At 57.7% G+C, this 24,742-nt stretch carries 24 protein-coding genes and 4 tRNA genes; 17 read left to right on the top strand and 11 right to left on the bottom strand.

Going from position 1 to position 24,742, the window contains the following annotated elements; all coding sequences use genetic code 11:
- From pgsA to AAIE04_RS04945, 7 genes are all read left to right on the top strand, one after another.
- Entirely contained in the window at nt 1-549 is a 549-nt protein-coding gene (gene pgsA, locus AAIE04_RS04915) for a CDP-diacylglycerol--glycerol-3-phosphate 3-phosphatidyltransferase (protein WP_025160331.1), read from the top strand.
- 144 nt (nt 550-693) lie between these two features.
- Nucleotides 694-769, top strand: a tRNA-Gly gene (locus AAIE04_RS04920).
- Nucleotides 770-996: 227 nt separating this feature from the next.
- The gene (locus tag AAIE04_RS04925) at nt 997-1,872 is read left to right on the top strand and encodes an alpha/beta hydrolase family protein (protein WP_498576601.1); all 876 of its coding nucleotides are present in this window, start codon (nt 997-999) and stop codon (nt 1,870-1,872) included.
- A gap of 82 nt (nt 1,873-1,954) precedes the next feature.
- A complete protein-coding gene (locus AAIE04_RS04930; protein WP_498576602.1) occupies nt 1,955-2,290 on the top strand; it encodes a TfoX/Sxy family protein in 336 nt (111 codons plus the stop codon).
- A gap of 82 nt (nt 2,291-2,372) precedes the next feature.
- Nucleotides 2,373-2,825: a hypothetical protein gene (locus AAIE04_RS04935; protein WP_019456471.1), complete on the top strand. Its 453-nt coding sequence runs from the start codon at nt 2,373-2,375 to the stop codon at nt 2,823-2,825.
- 341 nt (nt 2,826-3,166) lie between these two features.
- Nucleotides 3,167-3,240 (top strand) — tRNA-Cys (locus AAIE04_RS04940).
- A gap of 10 nt (nt 3,241-3,250) precedes the next feature.
- A tRNA-Leu gene (locus tag AAIE04_RS04945) sits at nt 3,251-3,336 on the top strand.
- A gap of 158 nt (nt 3,337-3,494) precedes the next feature.
- Here the strand turns inward: AAIE04_RS04945 and AAIE04_RS04950 are convergent.
- Nucleotides 3,495-4,835, bottom strand: coding sequence for an anaerobic C4-dicarboxylate transporter (locus tag AAIE04_RS04950; RefSeq protein WP_019455908.1), 1,341 nt, complete (start codon nt 4,833-4,835; stop codon nt 3,495-3,497).
- Nucleotides 4,836-5,071: 236 nt separating this feature from the next.
- Between AAIE04_RS04950 and AAIE04_RS04955 the strand changes: the two genes are divergently transcribed.
- The 3 genes from AAIE04_RS04955 (at nt 5,072) to AAIE04_RS04965 (ending at nt 6,465) form a co-directional block, all read left to right on the top strand.
- Nucleotides 5,072-5,524: a PaaI family thioesterase gene (locus AAIE04_RS04955; RefSeq protein ID WP_019455888.1), complete on the top strand. Its 453-nt coding sequence runs from the start codon at nt 5,072-5,074 to the stop codon at nt 5,522-5,524.
- A gap of 142 nt (nt 5,525-5,666) precedes the next feature.
- The gene (locus AAIE04_RS04960) at nt 5,667-5,948 is read left to right on the top strand and encodes a hypothetical protein (protein ID WP_025159958.1); all 282 of its coding nucleotides are present in this window, start codon (nt 5,667-5,669) and stop codon (nt 5,946-5,948) included.
- The gene (locus AAIE04_RS04965; RefSeq protein ID WP_197667461.1) at nt 5,914-6,465 is read left to right on the top strand and encodes a hypothetical protein; all 552 of its coding nucleotides are present in this window, start codon (nt 5,914-5,916) and stop codon (nt 6,463-6,465) included. Before AAIE04_RS04960 ends, AAIE04_RS04965 begins: the two co-directional genes overlap by 35 nt.
- Nucleotides 6,466-6,532: 67 nt before the next feature.
- Here AAIE04_RS04965 and AAIE04_RS04970 read toward each other — a convergent pair whose 3' ends face one another.
- The 6 genes from AAIE04_RS04970 to etsA form a co-directional block, all read right to left on the bottom strand.
- Complete coding sequence (locus AAIE04_RS04970; RefSeq protein ID WP_019455885.1) at nt 6,533-6,802, bottom strand: hypothetical protein; 270 nt, start codon at nt 6,800-6,802, stop codon at nt 6,533-6,535.
- 103 nt (nt 6,803-6,905) lie between these two features.
- Complete coding sequence (locus tag AAIE04_RS04975) at nt 6,906-7,043, bottom strand: hypothetical protein (RefSeq protein WP_162215441.1); 138 nt, start codon at nt 7,041-7,043, stop codon at nt 6,906-6,908.
- Between the two features lie 141 nt (nt 7,044-7,184).
- On the bottom strand, nt 7,185-8,687 hold the full coding sequence (gene proP / locus AAIE04_RS04980; protein ID WP_004927916.1) for a glycine betaine/L-proline transporter ProP: 1,503 nt from the start codon (nt 8,685-8,687) through the stop codon (nt 7,185-7,187).
- Nucleotides 8,688-9,100: 413 nt separating this feature from the next.
- Complete coding sequence (etsC, locus tag AAIE04_RS04985; protein ID WP_498057017.1) at nt 9,101-10,468, bottom strand: macrolide efflux RND transporter outer membrane subunit EtsC; 1,368 nt, start codon at nt 10,466-10,468, stop codon at nt 9,101-9,103.
- Between the two features lie 3 nt (nt 10,469-10,471).
- Complete coding sequence (locus AAIE04_RS04990) at nt 10,472-12,409, bottom strand: MacB family efflux pump subunit (RefSeq protein WP_498576603.1); 1,938 nt, start codon at nt 12,407-12,409, stop codon at nt 10,472-10,474.
- Nucleotides 12,406-13,596, bottom strand: a complete 1,191-nt coding sequence (gene etsA, locus AAIE04_RS04995; protein ID WP_462933309.1) for a macrolide efflux RND transporter periplasmic adaptor subunit EtsA — start codon at nt 13,594-13,596, stop codon at nt 12,406-12,408. The genes AAIE04_RS04990 and etsA overlap by 4 nt, the downstream gene beginning before the upstream one ends.
- 231 nt (nt 13,597-13,827) lie before the next feature.
- On the opposite strand from etsA, the gene cho reads away from it, so the two are divergent.
- The 5 genes from cho (at nt 13,828) to AAIE04_RS05020 (ending at nt 16,199) form a co-directional block, all read left to right on the top strand.
- Nucleotides 13,828-14,676, top strand: coding sequence for an excinuclease Cho (gene cho / locus AAIE04_RS05000; protein WP_498576639.1), 849 nt, complete (start codon nt 13,828-13,830; stop codon nt 14,674-14,676).
- Between the two features lie 112 nt (nt 14,677-14,788).
- Nucleotides 14,789-14,885 (top strand) — tRNA-OTHER (locus AAIE04_RS05005).
- 186 nt (nt 14,886-15,071) lie between these two features.
- Nucleotides 15,072-15,371: a sigma-S stabilization anti-adapter protein IraP gene (locus AAIE04_RS05010; protein WP_498576604.1), complete on the top strand. Its 300-nt coding sequence runs from the start codon at nt 15,072-15,074 to the stop codon at nt 15,369-15,371.
- Between the two features lie 123 nt (nt 15,372-15,494).
- Nucleotides 15,495-15,998: a YlaC family protein gene (locus AAIE04_RS05015; protein ID WP_015377412.1), complete on the top strand. Its 504-nt coding sequence runs from the start codon at nt 15,495-15,497 to the stop codon at nt 15,996-15,998.
- Between the two features lie 69 nt (nt 15,999-16,067).
- Nucleotides 16,068-16,199, top strand: a complete 132-nt coding sequence (locus AAIE04_RS05020; RefSeq protein ID WP_015377413.1) for a hypothetical protein — start codon at nt 16,068-16,070, stop codon at nt 16,197-16,199.
- 62 nt (nt 16,200-16,261) lie between these two features.
- Here AAIE04_RS05020 and AAIE04_RS05025 read toward each other — a convergent pair whose 3' ends face one another.
- The 4 genes from AAIE04_RS05025 to mdoC form a co-directional block, all read right to left on the bottom strand.
- Nucleotides 16,262-16,390 carry a hypothetical protein gene (locus AAIE04_RS05025; RefSeq protein WP_019455877.1) on the bottom strand — a complete coding sequence of 43 codons (129 nt, stop codon included), beginning with the start codon at nt 16,388-16,390 and terminating at the stop codon, nt 16,262-16,264.
- 240 nt (nt 16,391-16,630) lie between these two features.
- Nucleotides 16,631-18,352: a potassium/proton antiporter gene (locus tag AAIE04_RS05030; protein ID WP_019455875.1), complete on the bottom strand. Its 1,722-nt coding sequence runs from the start codon at nt 18,350-18,352 to the stop codon at nt 16,631-16,633.
- 283 nt (nt 18,353-18,635) lie between these two features.
- Complete coding sequence (locus AAIE04_RS05035; RefSeq protein WP_019455874.1) at nt 18,636-18,860, bottom strand: hypothetical protein; 225 nt, start codon at nt 18,858-18,860, stop codon at nt 18,636-18,638.
- A 304-nt stretch (nt 18,861-19,164) separates the two neighbouring features.
- The gene (gene mdoC, locus AAIE04_RS05040) at nt 19,165-20,295 is read right to left on the bottom strand and encodes a glucans biosynthesis protein MdoC (RefSeq protein WP_019455873.1); all 1,131 of its coding nucleotides are present in this window, start codon (nt 20,293-20,295) and stop codon (nt 19,165-19,167) included.
- A gap of 260 nt (nt 20,296-20,555) precedes the next feature.
- Here mdoC and AAIE04_RS05045 point away from each other — a divergent pair, with 260 nt between their 5' ends.
- Together AAIE04_RS05045 and mdoH are read left to right on the top strand one after the other, a co-directional pair.
- Nucleotides 20,556-22,124: a glucan biosynthesis protein G gene (locus tag AAIE04_RS05045; RefSeq protein WP_025159953.1), complete on the top strand. Its 1,569-nt coding sequence runs from the start codon at nt 20,556-20,558 to the stop codon at nt 22,122-22,124.
- Nucleotides 22,117-24,675 (top strand): glucans biosynthesis glucosyltransferase MdoH, encoded by a 2,559-nt coding sequence (gene mdoH / locus AAIE04_RS05050; RefSeq protein WP_025159952.1) that lies wholly within the window; start codon nt 22,117-22,119, stop codon nt 24,673-24,675. The genes AAIE04_RS05045 and mdoH overlap by 8 nt, the downstream gene beginning before the upstream one ends.
- Nucleotides 24,676-24,742 lie beyond the last annotated feature (67 nt).

Here is a 24,742-nt window from a genome sequence, read left to right on the forward strand (position 1 = left end):
ATGCAATTGAATATACCGACTTGGCTTACCCTGTTTCGCGTAGTTCTGATCCCATTCTTTGTGCTGGCGTTTTATCTGCCGTTCAGCTGGGCTCCGATGGTATGCGCCGTTATCTTTGTGTTTGCCGCTGTCACCGACTGGTTTGACGGCTTTCTGGCACGCCGCTGGAAACAAACGACGCGCTTCGGGGCGTTCCTGGATCCGGTCGCGGACAAAGTCATGGTGGCGGTGGCGCTGGTGCTGGTGGCGGAGCACTACCACAGCTGGTGGATCACGCTGCCGGCGGCGACCATGATCGCCCGTGAAATCATCATTTCGTCGCTGCGCGAGTGGATGGCGGAGATCGGCAAACGCAGCAGCGTGGCGGTATCCTGGATCGGCAAAGTGAAAACCATGGCGCAGATGATGTCGCTGGTGGGCTTGCTGTGGCGCCCGGATCGTTCCGTCGAGTATGTGGCGTTCGGTTTGCTGTATATCGCGGCGGTGCTGACTTTCTGGTCGATGTTCCAATATTTGAACGCAGCGCGCAACGATCTGCTGGAACCGTGATCGATACGCTGCAAAAAGCGGCAAACGATCGTGATGGGCCAACAATTTTATTGACTCATCACGTCAGGTAAGTAGAATGCATCGCATCAGACGACAACGATGAATTGCCGAAAGATAGCAAAGAAATCAGTCAGTTCTGGTAATGCGGGAATAGCTCAGTTGGTAGAGCGCAACCTTGCCAAGGTTGAGGTCGCGAGTTCGAGCCTCGTTTCCCGCTCCAAATATTGGCCTGTTGAATCCCAGTGATTCGACAGGCAAGCGAAAAGGGGCTTCGGCCCCTTTTTCGTTTTCTTTTTTAGCGCCGTTCGCTAAACCTTTCTTCAATTTCCCATATCGATTATTGACCCTCCTCACGTTATCTCTCCCGCTATCTTCATACTGCTGGCTGCGCCCGTTAAACGGTGAAAGAATGAGCGGCGGAATTTTGGCTATGCCGGGAGCAGGGGCATGCAGGAAGAAACTCACGCGGCGTATGAAACGATCCATTTTATCGCAGCGGACGGCTATGCGCTGAGCGGCAGCTATTTTCCTGCCCCATGCGGTAATAAAACGCCGGTGCTGATTTGCCCCGCCACCGGCGTTAAGCAAGGGCTTTATTATGCCTTCGCGCAGTGGCTGAGCGGGCAGGGGCACCCGGTTATGGTATTCGACTACCGGGGCATCGGTGCTTCTCTGGTGGAATCGCATGTCCGACACTCTAAAGCCCGCAAGCAGGATTGGGGTGAACGGGATATGCCGGCGGCGCTGAACTGGCTGCTGGCGAAAACCGCAGCGCAACAGGCGCATGTGATCGGTCATAGCGCCGGCGCTCAGCTGGCGGGGTTGATGCCTAACCACCAAGCGGTACGCAGCCTGACGGCGGTCTCCGCCTCCTCCGGCTATATCGGCAATATCCGTTGGCCGTTCAGGGCGACGGCGATAGGCTTGATGTGGGGCTATATCCCGCTTTCGGTACGGTTGCTCGGCTACGCGCCGGCAAAATGGTTGGGGTGGGGAGAGGATCTGCCCGCCGGCGTCGCACGGCAATGGGCCGCTTGGTGTCGGCGGCCAGGCTACGTGGAAAACTCATTTGGTACGGAAATCCAACGTCATTATTATGAAGCGTTTCAGGCACCGATCACCGTGGTTGCCGCAGCCGATGACGTGTTGGTAACGCCGTGCAGTATTGCAGACTGGCTGCGGCTATTGCCCAATGCGCGGCATAGGGTTCACTTGCTGCAGCCGGCGGAGACTGATGGTCGGGCGATAGGGCATATCAACATGTTCAGGCGCAGCCACGCTGTGCTTTGGCCGCGATTGATCGCAGGGCTATCGGCAAAGTGAAGCGTTATGTCGGTATGAGAAAGAGCGTCCACGGGGCGCTGCCGCTGTTGGCGATGGACCACTATAGAAAGAAGGGAGCCCGATGGCCTCAAAACCGAGTACGGTAGAATTTATCATCGGCAATATTTCTGTGTCGGATACGGTTTCGGCAAAGAAGATGTTCGGTGAGTATGGCATTTATTGCGGCGAGAAACTGGTCGCGTTGGTCTGCGATGATCGATTGTTTATCAAACCGACAGCGGGCGGCAAAACGCTCCTGAACGAAGGTTTAGAGGCGGCGCCTTATCCTGGCGCAAAGCCTTGCTTTCTGATCCCTGAAGAGCGCTGGCAGGATAGCGCCTGGCTTTCCCAATTAGTCTCTGTGACTTACGCTCAGTTGCCGGTACCCAAGAAAAAAGCATCGAAGAAATCCAATTGAATGGCGCGGAGCCACCTTTTACACGGCAGTCTACCCATTCACTATTACTGTCGGTATCTTGGGGCCGCGCATAGGAGGCGGTATGGAATCCGGTGCTATAAGGCATCTGGTGAGGACGGCGGCGGCATGCATGTTATTTTTCGGTCTGATTGCACCGCCGTTAGGGGGCGTTATCATGTTGCTGCTGATGACGTTCGGCAGCGGCGAACTGGCGGAAATGGGCCGTTTCGACGCCGGAGACATGCTGGGCATGGTGGGGTTTATCGGGGCTTTTTCTTATGCGATTGGTTTTTTGCCGGCATGCTTGGTGGGGGCTATCGTCGGCATCGCCCATCCTGGCATCAGCCGGTTGCGATGGTTTCTGCTGTTATGCGCGCTGCTGTCCGCCGTTGCACCCGGTTTGCTGAATGTCGAACAGCGCATTTTTGGCGCGATTGCGGTTTTGCCGGGGATAATCACCGGTTTTTTATGGTGGCGCAGGAGATTGCGAGCAGCCTCTAACCAGGATATTTTGCCCGGTACGCCATGGCAATAAACAAGCTCCCCAACAGTCTGAACGAGAAAAAATCGCCGATTTGCTCGTGAACTTCTGAGCCGATGCATATAAAATCAACATTCCGCTTGCCTTTGCGTCGGCATTGTGAACAGTGCGCCCACAAAATAAGCAGTTGAAAGCGTTAGAGAACTTTTTGCTATTTCGAGGGGTTGCCAAGGTAGGGGGTTTAGTCCATAATGCAGTCCATCGATTCGGCGGTAACGAAACAAATCGCTTGAGAATCAGATGATTAGGTTAAGCGGTTTCAGCATCGCAGACCAAAAGAATAAAACGAAGCGGGTGATTCACCGGCTTTAGCCTGAAAAGGCAAACAGAATAAAGGCGCGTTAACAAAGCGGTTATGTAGCGGATTGCAAATCCGTCCAGTCCGGTTCGACTCCGGAACGCGCCTCCAACTTTCCCGAGCCCGGGTGGTGAAATCGGTAGACACAAGGGATTTAAAATCCCTCGGCTTATGGCTGTGCGGGTTCAAGTCCCGCCCCGGGTACCAGGGAATAAAAATACCGAATAATCAAAGCAATAAGTAGTAATGTCGTAGACCGCCGAGAGGCGGTTTTTTTGTGCCTGAAATTCGTATTATACCTGCATCCTTTCTTGTCGTGCTGCCACCCTGCCTGCACGGAGCCCCGCAGGGCTCCGAAGTACAACTCATAAGAAACCGAACGCTGCGGCGAGGATCCAGCCGAAGACGCAGGAGACGCTGACGCCGATCAGGCCGGGCAGAATAAAGCTGTGGTTGATCACGAAGCGGCCGATGCGGGTGGTGCCGGAGCGGTCAAATTGGATCGCCGCCAGATCGCTGGGGTAGGTCGGCAGAATGTAATAGCCGTAGCAGGCCGGCGCTGAAGCGACGATATAGGCCGGGTTGACGCCGATCGCCAGCGCGACCGGCACCAGCGCCGCCAGTGCGGCGGCCTGTGAATTGACGAACTTCGACACCAGCAGCAGGATCAGCGCATAGGCCCAGGGGTACTCTTTCACCAGCACGCCCAGCGTGGCCTCTATCTGCGCCAGATGGGCGCCAAACATGGTTTCTGCCATCCAGGCGACGCCATACACCGCCACGATGGCGATCATGCCGGAACGGAACACTTCATTTTTAGAGATCGACGCCGGATTGGTGCGGGTGATGATAACGATCAGCGCCCCGGCCATCAGCATACACATCTGGATCACCAGGACCATGGAGAGCGGTTTGCCGCCGAAGTTGGGCCGCAGGTCGGAAAAGGCTCCCAGCACCGCCACCAATGCGATGGTGGCGAGGAAGATCCACATGGCGATCCAGTTGCTGCGCGGCAGCACCCGATCCAGCAGGGTGGCGGCGTCGCCATAGACGTAGCGATGGTTCTCCGGCACTGAGATAAATTTTTGGAACTCGGGATCTTTGTCCAGGTCTTTGCCGCGGAACCAGCTGAAGATGCCGATCGCCAGAATGCCGCACAGGGTTGAGGGAATGGTGATCGACAGCAGATCGAGGAATTCCAGATGGCGGCCATTAAAGGTGTAGCTGCTGAGCATCGCCACCAGTGAGACCACCGCCACCGAGACCGGGCTGGCGATAATGCCCATCTGCGCGCCGATCGAACTGGCGGCCATCGGCCGTTCCGGGCGGATATTATTTTTGATCGCCACGTCATAGATGATAGGCAAGATGGTGTACACCACATGCCCGGTGCCGCACAGGATAGTGAGAATGCAGGTGACGAACGGTGCAATGATCGAAACATAGCGCGGGTTACGCCGCAGCATCCGTTCGGCTATTTGCAGCATGACGTCCAATCCGCCCGAGGCCTGCAGGGTGGCGGAAGCCGCCACCACCGCAATGATCACCAGCATCACGTCTACCGGCGGTTTGCCGGGCTGCAGGTGAAAGCCGAACACCAGAATCATCAAACCGATACCGCCCAGCAACCCCAGCGCGATGCCGCCCTTACGCGCCCCATACAGCAGGCATGCCAATATAACCGCTAATTGCAGAAAGAAATCCATGATAGATGCGCCTTAATAATGTTGAACTTAACTGCGTTCAGTTTCCGGCGGCGCTTACAGCAGAAAGTTGTTTTAAATCTATAGTCATGAATAAATTGTGGTTATTAACCCTAAAGAGTGATAGCGGTCACATTTGAACATCGGAAACGCGGCTGACTGACGTCATCAGCACGAAAAAGCAAGTCAACAGGTCAGACCTCTCCTATATGACGGGTTTACCACCAGAGGAGAAAACTATGGATCCGACCAAAATGACGGGATTGGCGTTATTACAGGCTGCGATGGCCGGCAAGATCCCACCGGCTTCAATCGCTGAAACGGTGCCCATGAAACCGGATGCGGTTGAAGAGGGCTATATCCGCATCGTGGCGCGGGCTGACGAACGTCACCTGAATCCGCTGGGAGGCGTTCATGGCGGCTTCGCCGCCACGGTTCTGGATTCGGTGACCGGTTGCGCGGTGCACAGCACGCTGGCTGCGGGGATTGGCTATGGCACTGTCGATCTGCAGGTTAAAATGTTGCGCCCTGTGCCGAAGGGAATTGATCTGATCGCCGAGGGGCGCCTGGTCTACACATCGAAGAATGTCGCGTTCGCTGAAGGCACGCTTAAAACGACGGAAGGGAAGCTGCTGGCTTCGGCAACCGCCACTTGCTTTATCATTCGCCCTACCGGGCAAGCGCCGCAATAACCTGTCGCTTATCAGGCCCGGGATTAACCATCCGGGGCCTGATGCCTTTCTCTTCGGCTGCATATAACGCGGTGGCGCAATGGCGGGCGCGATGCGTCATTGTGGTCTAGTATTCTTGGGTAAAAATTTTATCGGAGTGAGTATGCAGCCGCATAAAGAGGTTGAGTTTGATCATGAGCTTTGTCTGGCGATCGGCAGGGCCGTATTGGACGTGGTGGCGCAGGGGGAAGAAACCAGCGCGCCGACAGTCATGGGCGCCATCGAGCGGTCGGTGGCGCAGGGGTTGAATGATGAGGAAACCGCTATCGCCGACGACGCTCTGGATTTGATGGCTCGTTTGATCCACCGTTGTGGATTGACTCATCCGACAGGCGAAGAGGATGCTTCCCATGCATTGGTTGAATTTCAAGCGTTACAAGAGTGAGGTTGCCAAACAGGCTGTGCCGCCGCATCTGAATGCGGCCGAATTCGCAAGACATTACGCGGCTCAGCCGCAGGCAAATACGGATGAATACTTCTCGTTGAGCGGGGAGATATGTTGGGATGCGGTCGTGCTTTGCGCCTATCGCTCCGGGGCGCTCAGCAAGGCGAAATATAAGCAGCTGTGGCTGACGGTATTCGATAAACAATACAAACATTTCGTCAGCCCGGAAGATACCGAGATCCGCACCAGTGCAGAGATGCTGCGCGCTCCGCAGGGCTGCTTTATCGGCATATTCTCCCTGCGCGACGCGGTGGCTCCCCGTTTGCTGCATGCGATGATCGGAACCGGTGCGGGCTTTGCCGCAGGCAATAAAAATCTTTGCATCGGCGTGGGCGGCGCGGTCGGCTGGGAAAATCTCAACCTGGCGCGCGATCTGCGCTGGCAGCCGGAAGGCGGCTTTTTACGCCAGGGCGACAACGAAGTGCTGCGTATTTTTTATCGGCCTTTCCCCGCCTGACCCGGCCAGCATGCTGCCCGAAATAAAAAACCGCCGTCCGGCGGTTTTTTATTGGTGACCATCGACCTTATTTGAAACCACCGTTGCGAATGAACTCGAGACCAGCGGCGGTGATCCGCGTTTGATGCGGATCGATGTCATAGTTGTTCTCGTCGATATCGCTCATTACATAGGCCTGTATCAGCCCCTTGGTTTTGAGATAGGCGAAGGGATCGGCGAAGGCGTGCGGGCTGGTGGCGTCTTGCTTCCACAGCTCGTAGGTTTTTTCATCCAGCGTGCCGGGGTGATTGGCGGCTAGCCGGGTCAGGATCTGATTGTAGAATACATAGTCGGTCATGATGCGGTCCTCTTTATCGCGAGCGACAGTCTCGGAAAATGACGGTAACGTCTTTCAATCATAGTCGATGTTTGCTCATCGCCCGTGTTGCCGCGTACGCAGGCTATCCTCGTTGGCTTTCAATCCAGTGAAACAGACGAGAAATGGTGAAGGTGATATCGCCGATGTTGAACAGTGCGCCGAGCCACAGGGTTAGCATAACCAGGATGCCAATGATGACGGGAAGATCCATCTTGCTCATGATCAGGTGCTTCATCAATAAAGAGTGTGGTTCAAAGCGTATCATCAATCCTGATTGTCATAAAATGCGCTGCGCATTGTTTCGCGTGAAACCCATGTAAAAAAGCCACCCAAGCGGGTGGCTTTTGCCTTTCAGCGCCGATCAGTCCAGCTTGGGATGCTGGTCGATCAGGATCTGCTTTTTCTTTTCCAGTTCGGCGATCTGCGCGTTGATGTCCTCGACTTTCTGTTCGATGTTGTCGTAGGTCTCCTGCAGCAGCTCTTTCGCTTCGGTACGGTCAGATGCCGCCGGCGTCGCGCCGCGTAGTGGCTTGTTAGCAGTTTCTTTCATGTACAGACCGGTGATAAGACCGATCACCGCCACAACCATCAGGTAGTAGGCCGGCATGTACAGGTTGCCGGTCGCCTCCACCAGCCAGGCGGCGGCGGTTGGCGTTGCACCGGCGATCAGCACCGAAATGTTGAACGAAATCGCCAGCGCGCTGTAGCGGATGTGCGTTGGGAACATCGCCGGCAGAATGGACGCCATCACCCCGGTGAAGGAGTTGAGCAGCACCGCCAGCACCAGCAGGCCGACGAAGATCAGGCCAATCACGTTGCTGTTGATCAGAATGAAGCACGGGATCGCCAGCGCCAACAGGCCGATACTGCCGCCGATAATGAACGGCTTGCGGCCGATGCGGTCGCTGGTCAGGCCGATCACCGGCTGCACGAACAGCATGCCGATCATGATGGCGATAATGATCAGAACGCCGTGATCTTCCGAGTAGTGCAGGTTATGCGACAGGTAGCTCGGCATGTAGGTCAGCAGCATGTAATAGGTCACGTTGGTGGAGATCACGATACCGACACACACCAGCAAACTTTTCCAATGTTTGGCCGCGATCTCTTTGAACGAGGTTTTCGGCGGATTTTCGATGGCGTTGCGGTCCTCTTTCTCCATCTTGTCCACGTGCTGCTGGAACGCCGGGGTTTCTTCCAGCGCATGGCGCAGATAGAGACCGATCAGGCCCAGCGGTGCGGCGATGAAGAACGGGATACGCCAGCCCCAGTCGAGGAAGTTGGCTTCACCGACGATGCTGGAGATCAGCACCACCACGCCGGCACCCATCACAAAGCCGGCGATGGAGCCGAAGTCCAGCCAGCTGCCCATAAAGCCGCGTTTGCGGTCCGGCGAGTACTCGGCGACGAAGATCGCCGCACCGGAGTATTCACCGCCGACGGAGAAGCCCTGAGCCAGCTTGGCCAGCAGCAGCAGGATCGGCGCCCAGATGCCGATCGACGCATAGGACGGGATCAGGCCGATACAGAAGGTGCTGACCGCCATGATGATAATGGTGACCGAGAGAACTTTTTGCCGGCCGAACTTGTCGCCCATGGCGCCGAAGAACAGACCACCGAGCGGACGCACCAGGAAGGGCACGGAGAAGGTCGCCAGCGCGGCGATCATTTGTACGCCGGGAGAGGCGCCGGGGAAGAAGACCTGGCCAAGCGCATAGGCGACAAAGCCGTATACGCCGAAGTCGAACCACTCCATCGCGTTGCCCAGGGCCGCCGCGGTGATCGCCTTCTTGAGTTTGCTGTCATCGATGATGGTGATGTCGTTAATGTGCATCGGTTTATGTCGTTTTTTTCTTAACTTCATATAATCATCCCTTAATGAATTATTCGTTGTTCGTGAAAGCGTAATCTCCGTTCACTGTTGTTTTTGAGTTATCAAATCGGCTAATCGAATCGCGATTCAAGACGATCCATTATCCACATTTAAGTTGTGATGTGGATCGCAAAATAACCTCGCTTATGCCGATGTTATGTCATTTAGGTGACTAATTATTTTGCATCTATAGCTTAACGTTATATCTTGCGGCGATCAAATCCAGCAGTTTAACTTAAGTGTTTGCACCGATTTGGTGCGAGATTGGTCTAATAATTGCGCGATTTGGCGATTTTTCGTCTGATTGACGATGCTTCAAGTATAGAGAAAGCGAGAGATAAAACAGGAAAAATTGATGTGTTTGCCGTCAAAAAAGGCCCGGCCCGATGGCCGGGCCGGTTGGATTATGGCGCCGACGAACCGCCGAATTCCAGATAGATTTTCGCCAGATTCTGGTACTGCGCGAAGCGGTTTTCGTCTACCGCCAGTTCCGCCTGACGACGTTGCTCCTGAGCGTTGAGCCAGTCGGTAATGGTGACGGCGCCCTGTCGGTAGCGCACCTCGTTCAGCCGCTCCGATTTGCGCGCCAGCGCCAATGAAGCCCGCAACTGCGTCTCCTGCGCCAGCAGCTGCGTACGCAATGACAGTGCGTTGTTCACGTCGCCCATCGCTTTGTACAGCGCCTGCTTGAACGCCAGAACCTGCTGTTCATAGTCGTTGCGGGCGATCTTGATATCCACGCCCATTTGCCGCCATTGCAGGAACGGCAGCGTCAGACTGGCGCCGAGGCTGCCTGTCGGGTTGCGCAGGAACTCCAGTAGCGCACTGCTGCTGGCACCCAGCGAGCCGGTCAGGCTGAACGCGGGATAGTATTGCAGCCGTTTCTCGTCGACGTTGGCCAGCGCGGCGCGCAACCGCAGCTCTTTAGCGCTGAGGTCCGGGCGGCGGCTCAAGACGCTGGCGGGAATGCCGGTGTTGATCTGCGGCATCGCCGCCGTCGGCAGACGTGCGGGGGCGATAGTGGCCTGGCCTGAAGGCGCACCCAGCAGCACCGCCTGTTCATTCAGCGCCTGTTGGCGTTCGTGCTGCAATGCCAGCAGCCGGCTTTCCTGCGTCAGCAAGCTTTGCTCCGCGTTCACCACGTCCAGCGCCGAGATGCTGCCGGCGCGGTAGCGGGCGTTGGCCAGCCGCAGGGTTTCTTTGGCGTAGGCGATGCTCGCCCGGCTGACGTCGATCTGCTGATTGAGGAAGCCGATGCGCCAGTAATTGGTGGCCGCGTCGGCCAGCAGCGTCAGGCGCGCCGTCTGCAGATCCTGCTCGGAAGCCTGGCTGGCCCACTCGGCGGCGTCGCGCTGGCGCGCCAGTTTGCCCCACAGATCGACTTCATAGCTCGTAGAGAGAGAGGCGCCGCTGGTTTTGTTCCAGGCGGAGGATTCGGACAGCGGGCGATTGATGCCGCTCGTCAACGAAGCGCTGACGCTAGGCGCGGTGCTGATGCCGACGCGTTCCGCTTCGAGCCGCGCGCGGTAAACGCGCAGCACGGCGAGGGCCAAATCGTTGTTGCTCGCCATCACCTGTTGCAGCCAACGATCAAGCTCGGGATCGTGGAAATCACGCCAGTCGAACGGCGTCGGCGCGGCATTGTCTGCCGCGTGCTGCCAGCCCGCCGGGTAGTTGACCTGCGGTGCCTGGTAGTCGCTTTTCAGGGCATTGCCGCAGCCGGCGGTGAGCAGGGCGGCGAGGCTTAGCGCCAGGGGGGATAAAATTTTCATGGGTTACTCGCTGGCCAATGAAACGACCGGATCCATCCTTGCCGCTTTGCGTGCGGGGAGATAACCGAAGATCATGCCGATTAAGGTTGAACAGAAAAACGCCGTTGCGGCAGCCTGCCAGGAATAGATGGCGGTGAACATGCCGCCCGCCAGCGAGGTGAACAGCGACCCGGCGGCGAGCGACAGCGCAATACCCAATGCGCCGCCGATCAGACAGACCAGCACCGCTTCGATCATGAACTGTTGCATGATGTCGCTGCGCCGCGCGCCGACCGCCATGCGCACGCCGATTTCGTGGGTGCGTTCGGTCACCGAAACCAACATGATGTTCATCACGCCGAGGCTGCCGATCACCAGCGAGATCGAGGCTACCATCAGGATCAGCAGGCTGAGCGTCATCGAGGTGCGCTCGATCGACTTACGGAACTGATCGCGGTTGAAGGTCATGAAATCCTTGACGCCGTGGCGCTGGGTCAGCAACTGCGTGATGGCGCTGACGGCGGCGTCGCTGGCGACGTCATCCTTCAGCCGCACGGTGATGCCGCTGAGCGTGGTTTTGCCGACCATGCGGTACATCACCGTACTGTAGGGCATCCAAACGCTGATGCGGTTGGGCGCGTAGTTGCGCTCGCTTTTGGCGACGCCGACCACTCGCGCCGGCACCGAGCCGAGAAACACGATCTGGCCGAGCGGCTCGACGCCGAAGTCGCCGAACAGCGCCTGGCGCGCGTTGTCGTCGATGATCACTTCCTGCAGCGCGTTGCGATCGTCGCGGAAGGTGGTGCCTTGCACCAGCGTGATGCCGTTGACGCGGAAATAGTCGCGCCCGACGCCGGTGATTGACGCGGTGGCGGATTTGCTGCGAAAACGGATGCTGTCGGACGCGCTGACTTCCGGGCTGACGCTGTCGACGAAGCTTTGCTGCGCCAGGGCGTCGGCGTCGGCCGGCACCAGGGTGCGGATGCTGTCGATGGCGTCGTCGAAGAAGTCGCGCCCCGGATAGATGCTCACCACGTTGGTGCCGAGCCCTTTGATATTCTCCAGCGTGCGTTGCTTGGCGCCTTCGCCCAGCGCGACGACCGTGACCACGGCGGCGATGCCGAAGATGATGCCGGTCATGGTCAGCGCGGTGCGCAGGCGGTGGGCATTCATCGCCTTCAGCGCCATATGCAGCGATTCGCGGGTGCGGTCGATAAGACTTTGCCAGCCGCTTTGCCGGCTGCGGTTCGGCGACGGCAGCGAAGGACCGGGCGCTGACTGGCGGCCGCTGTCAGCGATGATTTCGCCGTCTCGCAGTTCGATGACGCGGTGGGCATGTTGCGCCACTTTCATGTCGTGGGTGACGATCACCACGGTGTGGCCGCGCTGATTCAGTTCACTGAGGATCGCCAGCACTTCCTGGCCGGATTGGGTGTCCAGCGCGCCGGTCGGTTCGTCCGCCAGGATAATTTCGCCGCCGTTGATCAGCGAGCGCGCGATGCTGACGCGCTGCTGCTGGCCGCCGGAAAGCTGGCCGGGCTTGTGATCCTCGCGTCCCTCCAGACCCAACCGCGCGAGCAGCTGCGCCGCTCGCTGCCGCCGCTGATCGCGCCGGGCGTTAGCGTAGATGGCCGGAATTTCGACGTTGCCCAACGCGCTGAGATCGGGCATCAGGTGATAGCGCTGGAAGATGAAGCCGATATGCTCGCGGCGCAAGCGGGCCAATTCGTCAGGCGACAGATGGGCGGCGTTCTGGCCGCTGATGTAGTAGTCGCCGCGATCCGGCACGTCGAGACAGCCCATGATGTTCATCAGCGTCGATTTGCCGGAACCGGAGGCGCCGATGATCGCCACCAGTTCGCCGGCGGCGATGGTCAGATCGATGTCTTTCAACACCGTCAACGCCTGGCCGCCGTTGGTGTAGGTTCGGCTGATGCCTTTTAGCTCGATGATCGCGTTCACAGGAAGAAGCCATCCTCAGCCGATTTGGCGGCAGGCTGCGACAGCACCACGGCCTCACCGGCTTTCAGACCGCTGAGGATCTGAATGTCGACGTTGTTGGTGATGCCGGTGGTCACTTCGCGCGTTTCCAGCCGCTGGTCTTGGGTCAGCACCTGTACCTGCTGCACTTTCCCTTCGGTTTTATGCACCGCCTGGATCGGCACCAGCAGGGCGTTCTTCGCTTCGCCGAGCAGCAAGGAAACCTGCGCGGTCATGGCGATGCGCAGGCGATTTTCCGGGTTAGGTACGTCCAACAGCGCGTTGTAATAGACCGACGCATTCGAGGTGCCGGAGCCGGACGCGGAGCTGGTGCCGGCGAGCGAATCGTCTTTCATCACCGATTCCGGCGCCAGTTCGATGGTGCGCAGCGTGGCGTCGTAGCGTTTATCCGGATCGGAGAAAATCGTGAAGTACGCCTTTTGCCCTGGCGAAATGCGGGTGATGTCGGCTTCGGAGATCTGCGCCTTGATAGTCATCATATCCAGCCGCGCCAGCTTGACGATGGTCGGCGCGCTTTGGCTGGAGTTGACCGTTTGCCCCTGTTGCGTGACCACGGCGATGACGATGCCGTCCATCGGCGCGACCACGCGGGTATAGCCCAGATCGATCTTTTTCTTGTCGACGTCAATCTGCGCCTGTACCAGGCGCGCATTGAGCGAAAGCTGTTCGGCGCGGGTGGTGGCGAGCGCGGTTTCGGCGGTTTCGAAGTCTTCACGCGAGCTGGCTTCGTCGCTCAGCATGCGGCGTTGGCGTTTGAAACGCGATTCCGCCTGTTTCAGCTGCGCCTGTTTGGCCTGCAGCTCGGCTTTGATCACGTTTAGCGCCGCTTCGGCGTTGCGCAGATCGTTGCGCTGTTGCAGATCGTCGATGTCGGCGATCGGCTGGCCTTTGGTGACGCGATCGCCCAGTTTGACCTTCAGCGATTTGACCTCGCCGGAGACTCGCGCACCGACGTTGACGCGTTCGACGGCGTCCAGCCGCCCGGTGGCCAGCACGGCGTTTTCGATATCGCCCAGCCGGGCCGGTGCGGTAACGTAATCCTGTTGCGGCGGGCGTTGCCAATAGATGGCCAACGCGACAGCGACGGCGATGAAAACGATGACGGCGACCAACGCCAGGCGGCGGGAGGAGAGTTTCAGTGATGGCATACCCAGGTTTTCCATAACGATAAAAGCGGCGGTTCCAGTCTGCCATCATGGCAGCGCCAGCTTGAACTGGCGCTAAACGTCAGGCGCTTTCCCGCTGGAAAGGGGATAGTAAAGGCTTTCTCGCTAAAGATCACGGTGAGTTACTATCCGTTGGGTGTGCAACCGACGGCGATGGGCGTTATACTGGGTAAAAAACCAGTATTCATTCATCAGCAGGATGACACCGCCGCCATGATGCCGAACCGCCTCGAGCCTGAGCTCGATATTTACCAATACCCGGAGCACCTGCGCGCTTGCCTGGCGTCGTTGCCCAAGGGGCCGGGCGTGTATGTGTTCCATGGCCAGAGCGAAAGCCTGCCGCTTTACATCGGCAAAAGCGTCAACGTACGCAGCCGGGTGATGGCGCATTTTCGCGCGCAGGACGAGGCTAAAATGCTGCGTCAAACCCGGCGCATCAGCTTTATCGAGACCGCCGGCGAATTGGGGGCGTTGCTGCTGGAGGCGCAGCTGATCAAGCAGCAGCAGCCGCTGTTCAACAAACGCCTGCGGCGTTCGAAGCAGCTGTGTGCGCTGCGTTTGCTGGCGGGGAACGTGACGATAGCGCATGCCAAAGAGATTGATTTCGCCGTCACGCCCGATCTCTACGGGCTGTTCGCCAATCGCCACGCCGCGTTGGAAAAGCTGCGCGCCATCGCTGACGAGCATCGATTGTGTTACGGCAAGCTGGGGATCGACAAGCTGCCCGCCGGGCGAGCCTGTTTCCGTTACAGCCTGCGCAAGTGCGCCGGCGCCTGCTGTGGCGTGGAGTCGGCGCAGGAACATGCTCTGCGGCTCAGCGCGGCGCTTGAACAGTTGCGCATCGCCTGTTGGCCGTTCGCCGGGCGCGTGGCGCTGGAGGAGCAGGGCGAGGCGCTGCGGCAGTACCATGTTATCCACAATTGGTTTTATCTGGGATCGGTCAACAGCCTGGCGCAGGCGGAGTTGCTGCAGAGCGCGGCCAGCCACTTTGACAGCGATGGCTACAAGATTCTGTGCAAGCCGCTCATCGGCGGCGATTACCGGATTATTGCGCTGCCTTAATGACGGAACGCTAGCGATTACCTAAGACTTATCCGTAAATGCATGACATTATGCTAAAAAAGCTTGAGTCCATAATGTTGTTATGGATAATGTCGCCCCGAAGCGAAGGAACGCGCTATTAACTCAGTTGGCAGAGTGATTGGTTTTATAATGGCTTGTTTTGGCTTGAAAATTGATAGACGCGGGTTCGAGTCCTGCATAGCGCGCCAGCTTTCTTTCCCTTCACCTCACCGCGTTTACCGTAAAGCGCACCCGGGTTGATTTGCACTATCGGCTCCTCGTTGGGATTTTCGGGTGTGCTTTACCGTAACCGCTGGCTTTCCTTCCTCTTTCTCTTTCGATCCTTTGCTAAACTGTAATCAGGCAGGCTGTCTGCCCGGCAACAGGAGGTCGATATGTCTCACTCCGAGCAACTGCAGGAGCTCTTGCAACGCGTCGCCGCCCTCGAGGCGAGGGAGAAAGCGCTGACCGCCGCATCCAACGCTTATCAGGCGATTATCACCACCATGTTGGGCAATATGGAGAAGGCCGAACGTGGCCGGATCATCGCCATGATCGATCAGGCCCATGAAATCGCCTACGCCCGCGCCATTCAACGCAGCAACGAACCACAAAAGCAAAAAATCAAACAGGCCGACGACGTCGCCCAGCGCATGTTCATGTTTGCGCAAGGCAAAGCCGCTCAGCCGCGCTGAAGCCGAACTATAACAGTTGCCGTCATTAAGTTGGCTAACTGATCTACCCGGCAAAACTGTACTTGTGTTACTTTTAGCGGTGAGATTTTATGGCAATGCTGTTTCCAGCATAAGGTTGTAACGATGGACGCGATTAAAAGCATCTTGGTTAAAGAGATTGAACAGATCAATCGGCGCGAGGGGCGCGACGGCAAGCCGCGTTTCAACAGCGAATTCGCCCGCACTCACCGCTATTTGTGCCTTGCCATGTTCGCCGGTTACTTCGCGGTGATCGCCGTGATGTATCAGGTGCCGTATATGGGGATGTATGCCTTCCTGGGCTTCACCGCCTTCGTGCTGTTCATGTTCGCCATGCTGCTGATCGAGATTCGGCCGGTGTATCGTTTCGAGGACATCGGGGTGCTGGATTTGCGGGTTTGCTACAACGGCGAATGGTACTTCACCCGCGCGCTGTCGCCTTATGCGGTGCAGCAGCTGCTGGATGAGCCGTCCATCGGCGCCGCGCTGAAACAGAAGATGCGAATCATCATCGGCAACAAGGGCGAAATCGATTTCTACGACGTGTACGACATGGCCTACGGAAAAAAGCCGCAGGATGAGCCGTCTCAGCTGGCGGCGGCGAACTGAAAGGTTTCCGGCCGGCGGCTTGTCGATTATACTCAGCGTTTGAACGTGAAGCAGAATAAGGACCAAGCGATGAGCGATGATATTTTCGATTTTGATATCGATGCCGAACTGGCGAAAGCCGAAGAAAAAGCGGCGCAGAAGGTAAAAGAGGTTCCTGAGTTCCTCGAGGACGAAGCGGACTGCGAAGGCTGCAAGATCTGATCGCCTGCCCCATAAAAAAAACCGCCGCGGCGGTTTTTTTTATGTCTGAGCATCGCGCGGCGTCAATCCAGCACGAATCCCCAGATCAGGAACGCCGCCACCAAAATCAGGCAAAGCGCGGACACCGTCACCAGTATTTTCCCCAGAATGTCTTTTTCTTGTTCCCGCTGCGTCACGTTGAAGTTATCCAATTAAAAGTCTATGGACCAAACCGGCGATGCCGAGATCGAGCGCCGCTACGCCCAGCGCCATGATCATTATCACCGAAAGAAATCGAGTCTTGCCGTTCACATCCCTAATCCCTGTCGGCGCCGTTATATCAAAGGGATATAATTTGGCGGCGCCGTACTGCATACATCGTGATAGAGATTAAGAGCGTTCTTAAGGCCAGAAGTTCCCTCATCTGATAGGTCGGCGCCTGAGCTGCAGCGTTAGTCGGTCACGATCCGCACGCCTATCTTGCTGACTTGATTGCCTTCCATTTCGGCGATGGTCCAGGTCAGACCGTCCCATTCCACCTGGTCGCCGATGACCGGTTCACCGCCGATCAATTGAATAACAAACTGGCCGAGCGTCTGCTGCTCATCCACGTCGTCTTGCAGATTGAGGCCATAGACCTGCGAGATATCGCTCAAACGGGCGTCGGACTGCAGGATAAAGTCGCCGAAGAACCGCTCATCGAGCGTCACGGCCGGCGCCTGGCTGAACAGCTTGCCGAGGATCGGCAGATCGTGCTCATGGCCGATAACGCACAGAATATCGTTCTCTCGCAGCCGGGTGCTGCCGCTCGGGTGCAGCAGTTCTTTGCCGCGGAACAGGGCGGCGATGCGGGTGTTGGGCGGCATTTTCAGCTCGCGCAGCGCCGCGCCGACGCACCAGTTTTCCGCCGAAAGTTGATAGACGAACTGCTCCCACTGGTTTTCCGGGTGCACGTCCAGCCCGACGCGGGAGATCGGCGTCAGCGCCGGCGGCACGATCACCTTGGCTTTTTTGGCGGCGAAAGACAGCGTGGTGCCCTGCAGCAGCAGGGAGACCAGCACCACGAAGAACGCCACGTTGAAGAACAGCTGGGCGTTGGGCAAGCCGGCCATCATCGGGAACACCGCCAGGATCACCGGCACCGCGCCGCGCAGGCCAACCCAGGAGATAAAGCCGCGCTCGCGCAGGGTAAAGCTGCGAAACGGCAGCAGGCCGATAAACACCGACAGCGGGCGGGCGAAAAGGATCATCCACAGCGACAGCAGCAGGGCAGGGATGGCGATCGGCAGCAGCTCGTGTGGATTAAGCAGCAGGCCGAGCACCAGGAACATGCCGATCTGGCTGAGCCACGCCAGGCCATCGAAGGTTTGCACGATGCCGTGACGGTTGCGGATCGGCCGGTTGCCCAGCAGCAGGCCGCACAGGTACACCGCCAGAATGCCGCTGCCGTCCAGGGCGGTGGTCAGCGCGAAAATGAGAATGCCGCCGCTCACCGCCAGCAACGGATAGAGGCCGTCGGCCAGCTTGATGTGGTTGATCAGCGTCAGCAGCAGCCAGCCGCCGCCCAAACCGAAGACGATGCCCATGCCGAACTGCTGCATCAGATGCAGCGGGAAGGTCCAGCTCAGCGCGGTTTCCCCGGCGGCGATCATCGCAATCAGCGTGATGGTGAGAAATACCGCCATCGGATCGTTGCTGCCGGATTCGATCTCCAGCGTGGCGCTAACGCGTTCGTTCAAGCCTTTGCCGCCGAGGAGCGAGAAGACTGCAGCGGCGTCGGTGGAACCGATGATGGCGCCGATCAGCAACCCCTGCAGCAGATCGAGATTGAACAGCCAGGCGGCGGCCATGCCGGTCAGGCCGGCGGTGATCACCACGCCAATGGTGGCGAGAGACAGCGCCGGCCACAGGGCGACGCGGAAAGAGCTGACCCGGGTGCGCATGCCGCCGTCGAGCAGGATCACCGCCAACGCGAGGTTACTGACCAGATAAGCGACCGGGTAATTGCTGAAGACGATACCGCCTGGCCCGTCGACGCCGGCCAGCATGCCGATCGCCAGGAAGATCACCAGGATCGGAATGCCGAGCCGGGAAGAAAATGAGCTGAGCAGAATGCTTGCCCCCACCAGCACGGCACCGATGACGAACAAACTGTTAATGGTGCTGGCATCCAAAATATCGCTCTCCTGAGGCTGGGGGATAGGGGGCACTGCGCTGGTGTCGATGATAACGTGTTTAGTGGGTAAAACGCCAAGGCTGATTGCGAAAACAACCGATCAATTATTGCCCTTTGGTGCGATTAACCGAAGAAAGTGAGAGGAAGAGGGAGAATGTTGCCTTTTATCCAACATTATCAGTCTGCTGTATTTCTGCTTTGGCAACAATGCCCGATCGTGGCTGAGGGAAAAACCATTAAGCCCGCGCAGGCAGGCTTAATGGTTTGCAGGCGCGGCAGGGTTAATGGTCGAGCGATTCCAGCGCCCGCTTGATTAGCTCGGTCGCCAGCTTGCTTTCCGTTTCGGAAATGCCGTCGAGATTGAAGTTGGCGAGTTCAGTTACCAAAACGCTGCGTTCTTTGCCGCTGATCGAAGCGTCCAGCGCGGACAGCAGCCGGCCGAGGATCTTCAGCAAGGTGGCGTTTTCCGCTACGGCTTCCTCAGCCGGTGGGGTTTTATCGGTCATTCAAAATCCTCTCTGTCGTGACGGAAGGGAGAAACAGCTAGCGCCATCGAATATATCAAGCGGTCGCGCAGCCCCTCGGGGGTGTTGAGCCCAATCGCTACCGTAAGGCAGGGATCCGGATTTCTACTTATGCATTGCAGTTATAACGCCTAGGTTATCTATTCAGCTGTATCACTTTGCCTCAACGGTCGACGCCAGGCTGAGCAATGTGTGCTCTGCATGCAAACCACCAGTATAGGCTTTTTACGCGGCGTAAATATGACAGGAAATCCCTGCAAACGATCGGGTTTACAGGGAGGGAAGGTTATTGCGGCTTGCCGGAGAACAGGAAACGCAGCACCGGAATACACTTATGCAGTTCATATAAAGCGAAGGCCAGCGAGAACACAAACAGCAGGCCCAGCAAGAATCCCAACAGATTGTTGCCGATATAAGGCGTCACGAAGGCGCCATATATCAGCGTCAGAGGATGGTGCACCAGATATATAAACAGCGAGGCGTTGACCAGATAGGTGATGCGCGGCGAGTGATAATTCAGCAGGTTATGCCCGAAAGAGAACACCACATTGGTCATCAGAATCCCCATTAGGGTTTTGATCACCACTTCCAGTTCGAACATATAGCTGCTGTGCGCCAGCAGTTTCTGGTTCAGCATATACGCGATAAACAGCAGCAGCGAACCGAGCAGCGCCAGCGGCGAACGGCGCAGGAAAATCTCCTTAAGCCACACGTACTTAAACGCATAGGCGCCGAGGATGAAGAACGGCAGGTAGAACATCGTCTCCATCACCACGAAATTGAACAGGCCGTTGGATAATAGCTGCGGCGCGAAAATCAAAATAATACGGTGCGCGGCCGAATAGCATACCGCATAAATAAAGAAACACAGTGAGATGTTTCCTAATCCCCGCATTCTATTTATTAAGGCTGGGATATGCTCACGGGTTTGACGCTTGATTTTACGGAACAGATAAAAACAGGCGCAGGTTAACAGTGATAACGTCAATAAGAACCACAGATGAGAAACCAATTCCCAAACTGTTACATTTATTTTCTGATAGAGAGAAAACGTATCCCAGCCATTTAATTTATCGGTGAAATATTTCAGCATAAAGAACTGCGGCACCGTTATTAGCGGGATGGAACTCAGCAGCGGGATCGCCACCCGTTCCAGCCTGACCTTCAGCCACTGATGTCGCTCGTAGCGTTCGTAAAGCATGTAGGAGAAGTAGCCGGATATCACGAAGAACACCTGCATGCGGAAGGCGTGGATGAAGTCGTTCAGCACCGTGAGCGAGAAGGAGGGCGACGCGCTGTTCACCGCCCAGGCATGGCTGGAATAAATCAGGGAGAGGTGAAACGGAATGCCGAGCAACATCAAATAGGCTCGGATCGAATCGAGGAAAAACTCGCGCTGTTTGCTGCCTTTAGTCATAGATTACCGCTGGTGATTTAATCGGGTGCTCATTAACACGCTTAATAAGTCGTCAAAGGTTAAATTGTTATCCGAAACCCTACTATAGCCCCCCGCATTTTTCCATAGCGTCTTGTTGCGCGGCTTGCTACGCTGGTGCTCCATCAGCTGCTTAAACAATGAGCCGTAAACATGAACCATCCATTTATCATGTTGTCGGAAAGCTGAGTAATCCATTAATATGGATTTAAAATGATTTGAGCACACGAATAGGGGGGGATGTGCTAGTTAATATATTATCCGGACAACCACGCGCCGCGAGCGTTCGTTGGTTAGGTGCCACCGTATTGTTCACGCTGTTCAGTGCGCCGGCGTGGGCCTTTTCTATTGATGATGTGGCCAAGCAGGCGCAGGATCTGGCTGCGAAAGGTTTCGAAGCCCCGAAGAGCAACCTTCCTTCTCAGTTCCGCGAGATGAAGTTCGCAGACTATCAGCAGATTCAGTTCAATCACGATAAAGCCTATTGGAGCAAGCTGAAAACCCCTTTCAAGCTTGAGTTTTATCATCAGGGGATGTACTTCGATACGCCGGTGAAAATCAACGAGGTCACCTCCACCAGCGTAAAACAGATTAAATACAGCCCGGATTACTTCAATTTCGGTTCGGTCAAGCACGATCCTGAATCGGTGAAGAACCTCGGCTTTGCCGGCTTTAAGGTGATCTACCCGATCAACAGCGCCGACAAAAACGATGAGATCATGAGCCTGCTGGGCGCGAGCTATTTCCGCGTGGTGGGTAAAGGGCAGGTTTACGGGCTTTCCGCTCGTGGCCTGGCTATCGATACCGCTTTGCCGTCCGGCGAAGAGTTCCCGCGTTTCCGCGAATTCTGGGTTGAGCGTCCGAAGCAGGGCGACAAACACCTGGTGATCTACGCGCTGCTGGATTCCCCGCGCGCTACCGGCGCTTACCGTTTCACGGTGATCCCGGGTCGCGATACCACCGTGGACGTCGAGTCCAAAGTGTTCCTGCGCGACAAAGTGGGCAAACTGGGCCTGGCGCCGCTGACCAGCATGTACCTGTTCGGGCCGAACCAGCCGTCGCCGACGCTGAACTACCGCCCGGCGCTGCACGATTCCAACGGCCTGTCCATCCACGCTGGCAACGGCGAGTGGATCTGGCGCCCGCTGAACAATCCTAAACACCTGTCCGTCAGCACCTATACCGTCGAGAATCCGAAAGGCTTCGGCCTGCTGCAGCGCGGCCGCAACTTCAAGGATTACGAAGATCTGGACGATCGTTACGATCTGCGCCCGAGCGCCTGGATCGAACCGAAGGGCGACTGGGGTAAAGGCAAGGTCGAGCTGGTGGAGATCCCGACGGCGGATGAAACCAACGACAACATCGTCGCATTCTGGACGCCGGACACCTTGCCGGAAGCCAAAAAACCGCTGACGCTGAGCTACCGTCTGAACTTCACCCGCGATGAAGATAAACTGCATTCGCAAGACATCGCTTATGTGGCGCGCACCATGCGTTCGACCGGCGACGTGAAGCAGTCGAACCTGATTCGCGAGCCTGACGGCAGCGTGGCCTTCCTGGTCGACTTCGTCGGCCCGGTGCTGAAAGGGCTGGACGCCAACACGCCGGTCGCTTCTCAGATCAGCATCGGCGACAACGGTGAAATGGTAGAAAACAACGTCCGCTATAACCCAGTGACCAAAGGCTGGCGCCTGACGGTGCGTCTGAAAGTGAAAGACGACAAAAAACCGGTAGAAATGCGCGCGGCGCTGGTCAATGGCGATAAGACTCTGTCGGAAACCTGGAGCTATCAGCTACCTGCCAATGAATAAGCCTACTCAACCCGCCCAGGATTATCTTGCGGCGCTGCCTCTGACCGCTGAGCGGTCGGAGGCGCTCACCCCTCAAACGGCGGATGACGCTCAGGCACTGGAGGCGCTCCATCGGCAGATGGGCGCCGCCGACGCCAACGTCAATAGTTTGTCGGCGGATGACGTGGCGCTGGCCTCGGTCAAACCGCGCATCGAAAGCGCCTGGCCGGATGCGGTCAGCGATGACGACTTCGATACCGACGCCGAAGGGCGCGCCATTCTGAAAGCGACGCCGCCGATCAAACGCACCACCATGTTCCCGGAAGCCTGGCGCACCAACCCGGTGGCGCGCTTCTGGGATTCTCTGCTGGGGCGTTCGCCGCACAATCGGCACGCCACCAAAGAGGAGGCCGAGGCCGAGAACCGCTGGCGTGTCGTCGGTTCGATGCGCCGCTATGTGCTGCTGGTGCTGATGCTAGTGCAGACCGGCATCGCCACCTGGTACATGAAAACCATCCTGCCTTATCAGGGCTGGGCGCTGATCGATCCTATCGCCATGCTGGATCAGGACCTGATGCAGTCGGTGTTGCAGCTGCTGCCGTATGTGCTGCAGACCGGCATTCTGATCCTGTTCGCCGTGCTTTTCTGCTGGGTCTCGGCCGGTTTCTGGACCGCGCTGATGGGCTTCCTGCAACTGCTGATCGGCAAGGACAAATACAGCATTTCCTCCACCATCAAGGGCGATGAGCCGATCAACCCGGCGCACCGCACCGCGCTGATCATGCCGATCTGCAACGAAGACGTCGAGCGCGTGTTCGCCGGTCTGCGTGCGACCTATGAGTCCGTCGCCGCCACCGGTCAGCTGGAACACTTCGATATCTACGTGCTGAGCGACAGCTACGATCCGGACATTTGCGTGGCCGAGCAAAAGGCGTGGATGGAACTGTGTCGCGATGTCGACGGCCACGGCCGTATCTTCTATCGCCGCCGCCGCCGCCGCGTAAAACGCAAGAGCGGCAACATCGACGACTTCTGCCGTCGTTGGGGCGGCGAGTACAGCTACATGGTGATCCTGGACGCCGACAGCGTGATGAGCGGCGAATGCCTCACCGGGCTGGTGCGCCTGATGGAAGCCAACCCGAACGCCGGCATCATCCAGTCCGCGCCGAAGGCGTCCGGTATGGATACCCTGTATGCGCGCGTGCAGCAGTTCGCCACCCGCGTTTACGGGCCGCTGTTTACCGCCGGTCTGCATTTCTGGCAGTTGGGCGAGTCGCACTATTGGGGCCATAACGCCATCATCCGCGTGAAGCCGTTTATCGAGCACTGTGCGCTGGCGCCGCTGCCGGGCGAGGGCTCTTTCGCCGGTTCTATCTTGTCGCACGACTTCGTTGAAGCCGCGCTGATGCGCCGCGCCGGTTGGGGCGTGTGGATCGCTTACGATCTGCCGGGCAGTTACGAAGAGCTGCCGCCGAACCTGCTGGATGAGCTGAAGCGCGACCGTCGCTGGTGCCACGGCAACCTGATGAACTTCCGCCTGTTCCTGGTGAAAGGCATGCACCCGGTGCACCGGGCGGTGTTCCTCACCGGCGTGATGTCCTACCTGTCGGCGCCGTTGTGGTTCATGTTCCTGGCGCTCTCCACCGCGTTGCAGGTGGTGCACACGCTGATGGAGCCGCAATACTTCCTGCAGCCGCGGCAGTTGTTCCCGGTTTGGCCACAGTGGCGGCCGGAGCTGGCGATAGCGCTGTTCTCCACCACGCTGGTGCTGCTGTTCCTGCCGAAGCTGCTCAGCATCGTGCTGATCTGGGCCAAGGGCGCGAAAGAGTACGGCGGGGCGTTCCGTCTGTTCATTTCGATGCTGATGGAAATGCTGTTCTCGGTGCTGCTGGCGCCGGTGCGCATGCTGTTCCATACCGTGTTCGTGGTGAGCGCTTTCCTTGGTTGGGAAGTGGTGTGGAATTCGCCGCAGCGTGACGATGACGATACGCCGTGGGGCGAAGCGTTCCGCCGCCATGGTTCGCAGATGTTGCTGGGCCTGGTGTGGGCCGGCGGCATGGCGTGGCTGGATCTGCGCTTCCTGTGGTGGCTGTCGCCGATCGTGTTCTCGCTGATCCTGTCGCCGTTCGTGTCGGTGCTGTCGAGCCGCGCGACGCTGGGCATGAAAAGCAAACGCGCTAAGCTGTTCCTGATCCCGGAAGAGTACAATCCGCCGCGTGAGCTGCTGGCGACGGAAGAGTACCTGCATCTCAACCGCAACCGTGCGCTGACCAATGGCTTTATGCACGCGGTGGTCAACCCGTCCTTCAACGCGCTGGCGACAGCGCTGGCGACGGCGCGTCACCATCTGCGCGCCACGCTCGATCGCAACCGCGAAGAGCGGGTGAACGAAGCGCTGCAGCTGGGGCCGGAGAAGCTGGTGAAAGGCAAACGTCTGGAGCTGTTGAGCGATCCGGTCACCCTGGCTCGTCTGCACCAGCGGGTCTGGCTGCTGCCGGAAGGCGCCGCCTGGCGTGAGCACTATCAGCAGTTGCCGCATAACCCGCTGGCGCACCCAACGGGTCGGCGTTAACCGCTAAACGGCAACGCTCGACGGGGAATGCGCATCGCGCGTTCCCCGTTTTTTTTACCTTTTGCTT

This window comes from Serratia sp. Ae19-1 (assembly GCF_059801225.1).

What these genes read in the sequence shown, in the direction of transcription:
- pgsA (WP_025160331.1), top strand. Translation starts at nt 1, where the DNA reads ATGCAATTGAATATACCGACTTGGCTTACCCTGTTTCGCGTAGTTCTG.
- AAIE04_RS04925 (WP_498576601.1), top strand. Translation starts at nt 997, where the DNA reads ATGCAGGAAGAAACTCACGCGGCGTATGAAACGATCCATTTTATCGCA.
- AAIE04_RS04930 (WP_498576602.1), top strand. Translation starts at nt 1,955, where the DNA reads ATGGCCTCAAAACCGAGTACGGTAGAATTTATCATCGGCAATATTTCT.
- AAIE04_RS04935 (WP_019456471.1), top strand. Translation starts at nt 2,373, where the DNA reads ATGGAATCCGGTGCTATAAGGCATCTGGTGAGGACGGCGGCGGCATGC.
- AAIE04_RS04950 (WP_019455908.1), bottom strand. Translation starts at nt 4,835, where the DNA reads ATGGATTTCTTTCTGCAATTAGCGGTTATATTGGCATGCCTGCTGTAT.
- AAIE04_RS04955 (WP_019455888.1), top strand. Translation starts at nt 5,072, where the DNA reads ATGGATCCGACCAAAATGACGGGATTGGCGTTATTACAGGCTGCGATG.
- AAIE04_RS04960 (WP_025159958.1), top strand. Translation starts at nt 5,667, where the DNA reads ATGCAGCCGCATAAAGAGGTTGAGTTTGATCATGAGCTTTGTCTGGCG.
- AAIE04_RS04965 (WP_197667461.1), top strand. Translation starts at nt 5,914, where the DNA reads ATGCATTGGTTGAATTTCAAGCGTTACAAGAGTGAGGTTGCCAAACAG.
- AAIE04_RS04970 (WP_019455885.1), bottom strand. Translation starts at nt 6,802, where the DNA reads ATGACCGACTATGTATTCTACAATCAGATCCTGACCCGGCTAGCCGCC.
- AAIE04_RS04975 (WP_162215441.1), bottom strand. Translation starts at nt 7,043, where the DNA reads ATGAGCAAGATGGATCTTCCCGTCATCATTGGCATCCTGGTTATGCTA.
- proP (WP_004927916.1), bottom strand. Translation starts at nt 8,687, where the DNA reads ATGAAGTTAAGAAAAAAACGACATAAACCGATGCACATTAACGACATC.
- etsC (WP_498057017.1), bottom strand. Translation starts at nt 10,468, where the DNA reads ATGAAAATTTTATCCCCCCTGGCGCTAAGCCTCGCCGCCCTGCTCACC.
- etsA (WP_462933309.1), bottom strand. Translation starts at nt 13,596, where the DNA reads ATGCCATCACTGAAACTCTCCTCCCGCCGCCTGGCGTTGGTCGCCGTC.
- cho (WP_498576639.1), top strand. Translation starts at nt 13,828, where the DNA reads ATGATGCCGAACCGCCTCGAGCCTGAGCTCGATATTTACCAATACCCG.
- AAIE04_RS05010 (WP_498576604.1), top strand. Translation starts at nt 15,072, where the DNA reads ATGTCTCACTCCGAGCAACTGCAGGAGCTCTTGCAACGCGTCGCCGCC.
- AAIE04_RS05015 (WP_015377412.1), top strand. Translation starts at nt 15,495, where the DNA reads ATGGACGCGATTAAAAGCATCTTGGTTAAAGAGATTGAACAGATCAAT.
- AAIE04_RS05020 (WP_015377413.1), top strand. Translation starts at nt 16,068, where the DNA reads ATGAGCGATGATATTTTCGATTTTGATATCGATGCCGAACTGGCGAAA.
- AAIE04_RS05035 (WP_019455874.1), bottom strand. Translation starts at nt 18,860, where the DNA reads ATGACCGATAAAACCCCACCGGCTGAGGAAGCCGTAGCGGAAAACGCC.
- mdoC (WP_019455873.1), bottom strand. Translation starts at nt 20,295, where the DNA reads ATGACTAAAGGCAGCAAACAGCGCGAGTTTTTCCTCGATTCGATCCGA.
- mdoH (WP_025159952.1), top strand. Translation starts at nt 22,117, where the DNA reads ATGAATAAGCCTACTCAACCCGCCCAGGATTATCTTGCGGCGCTGCCT.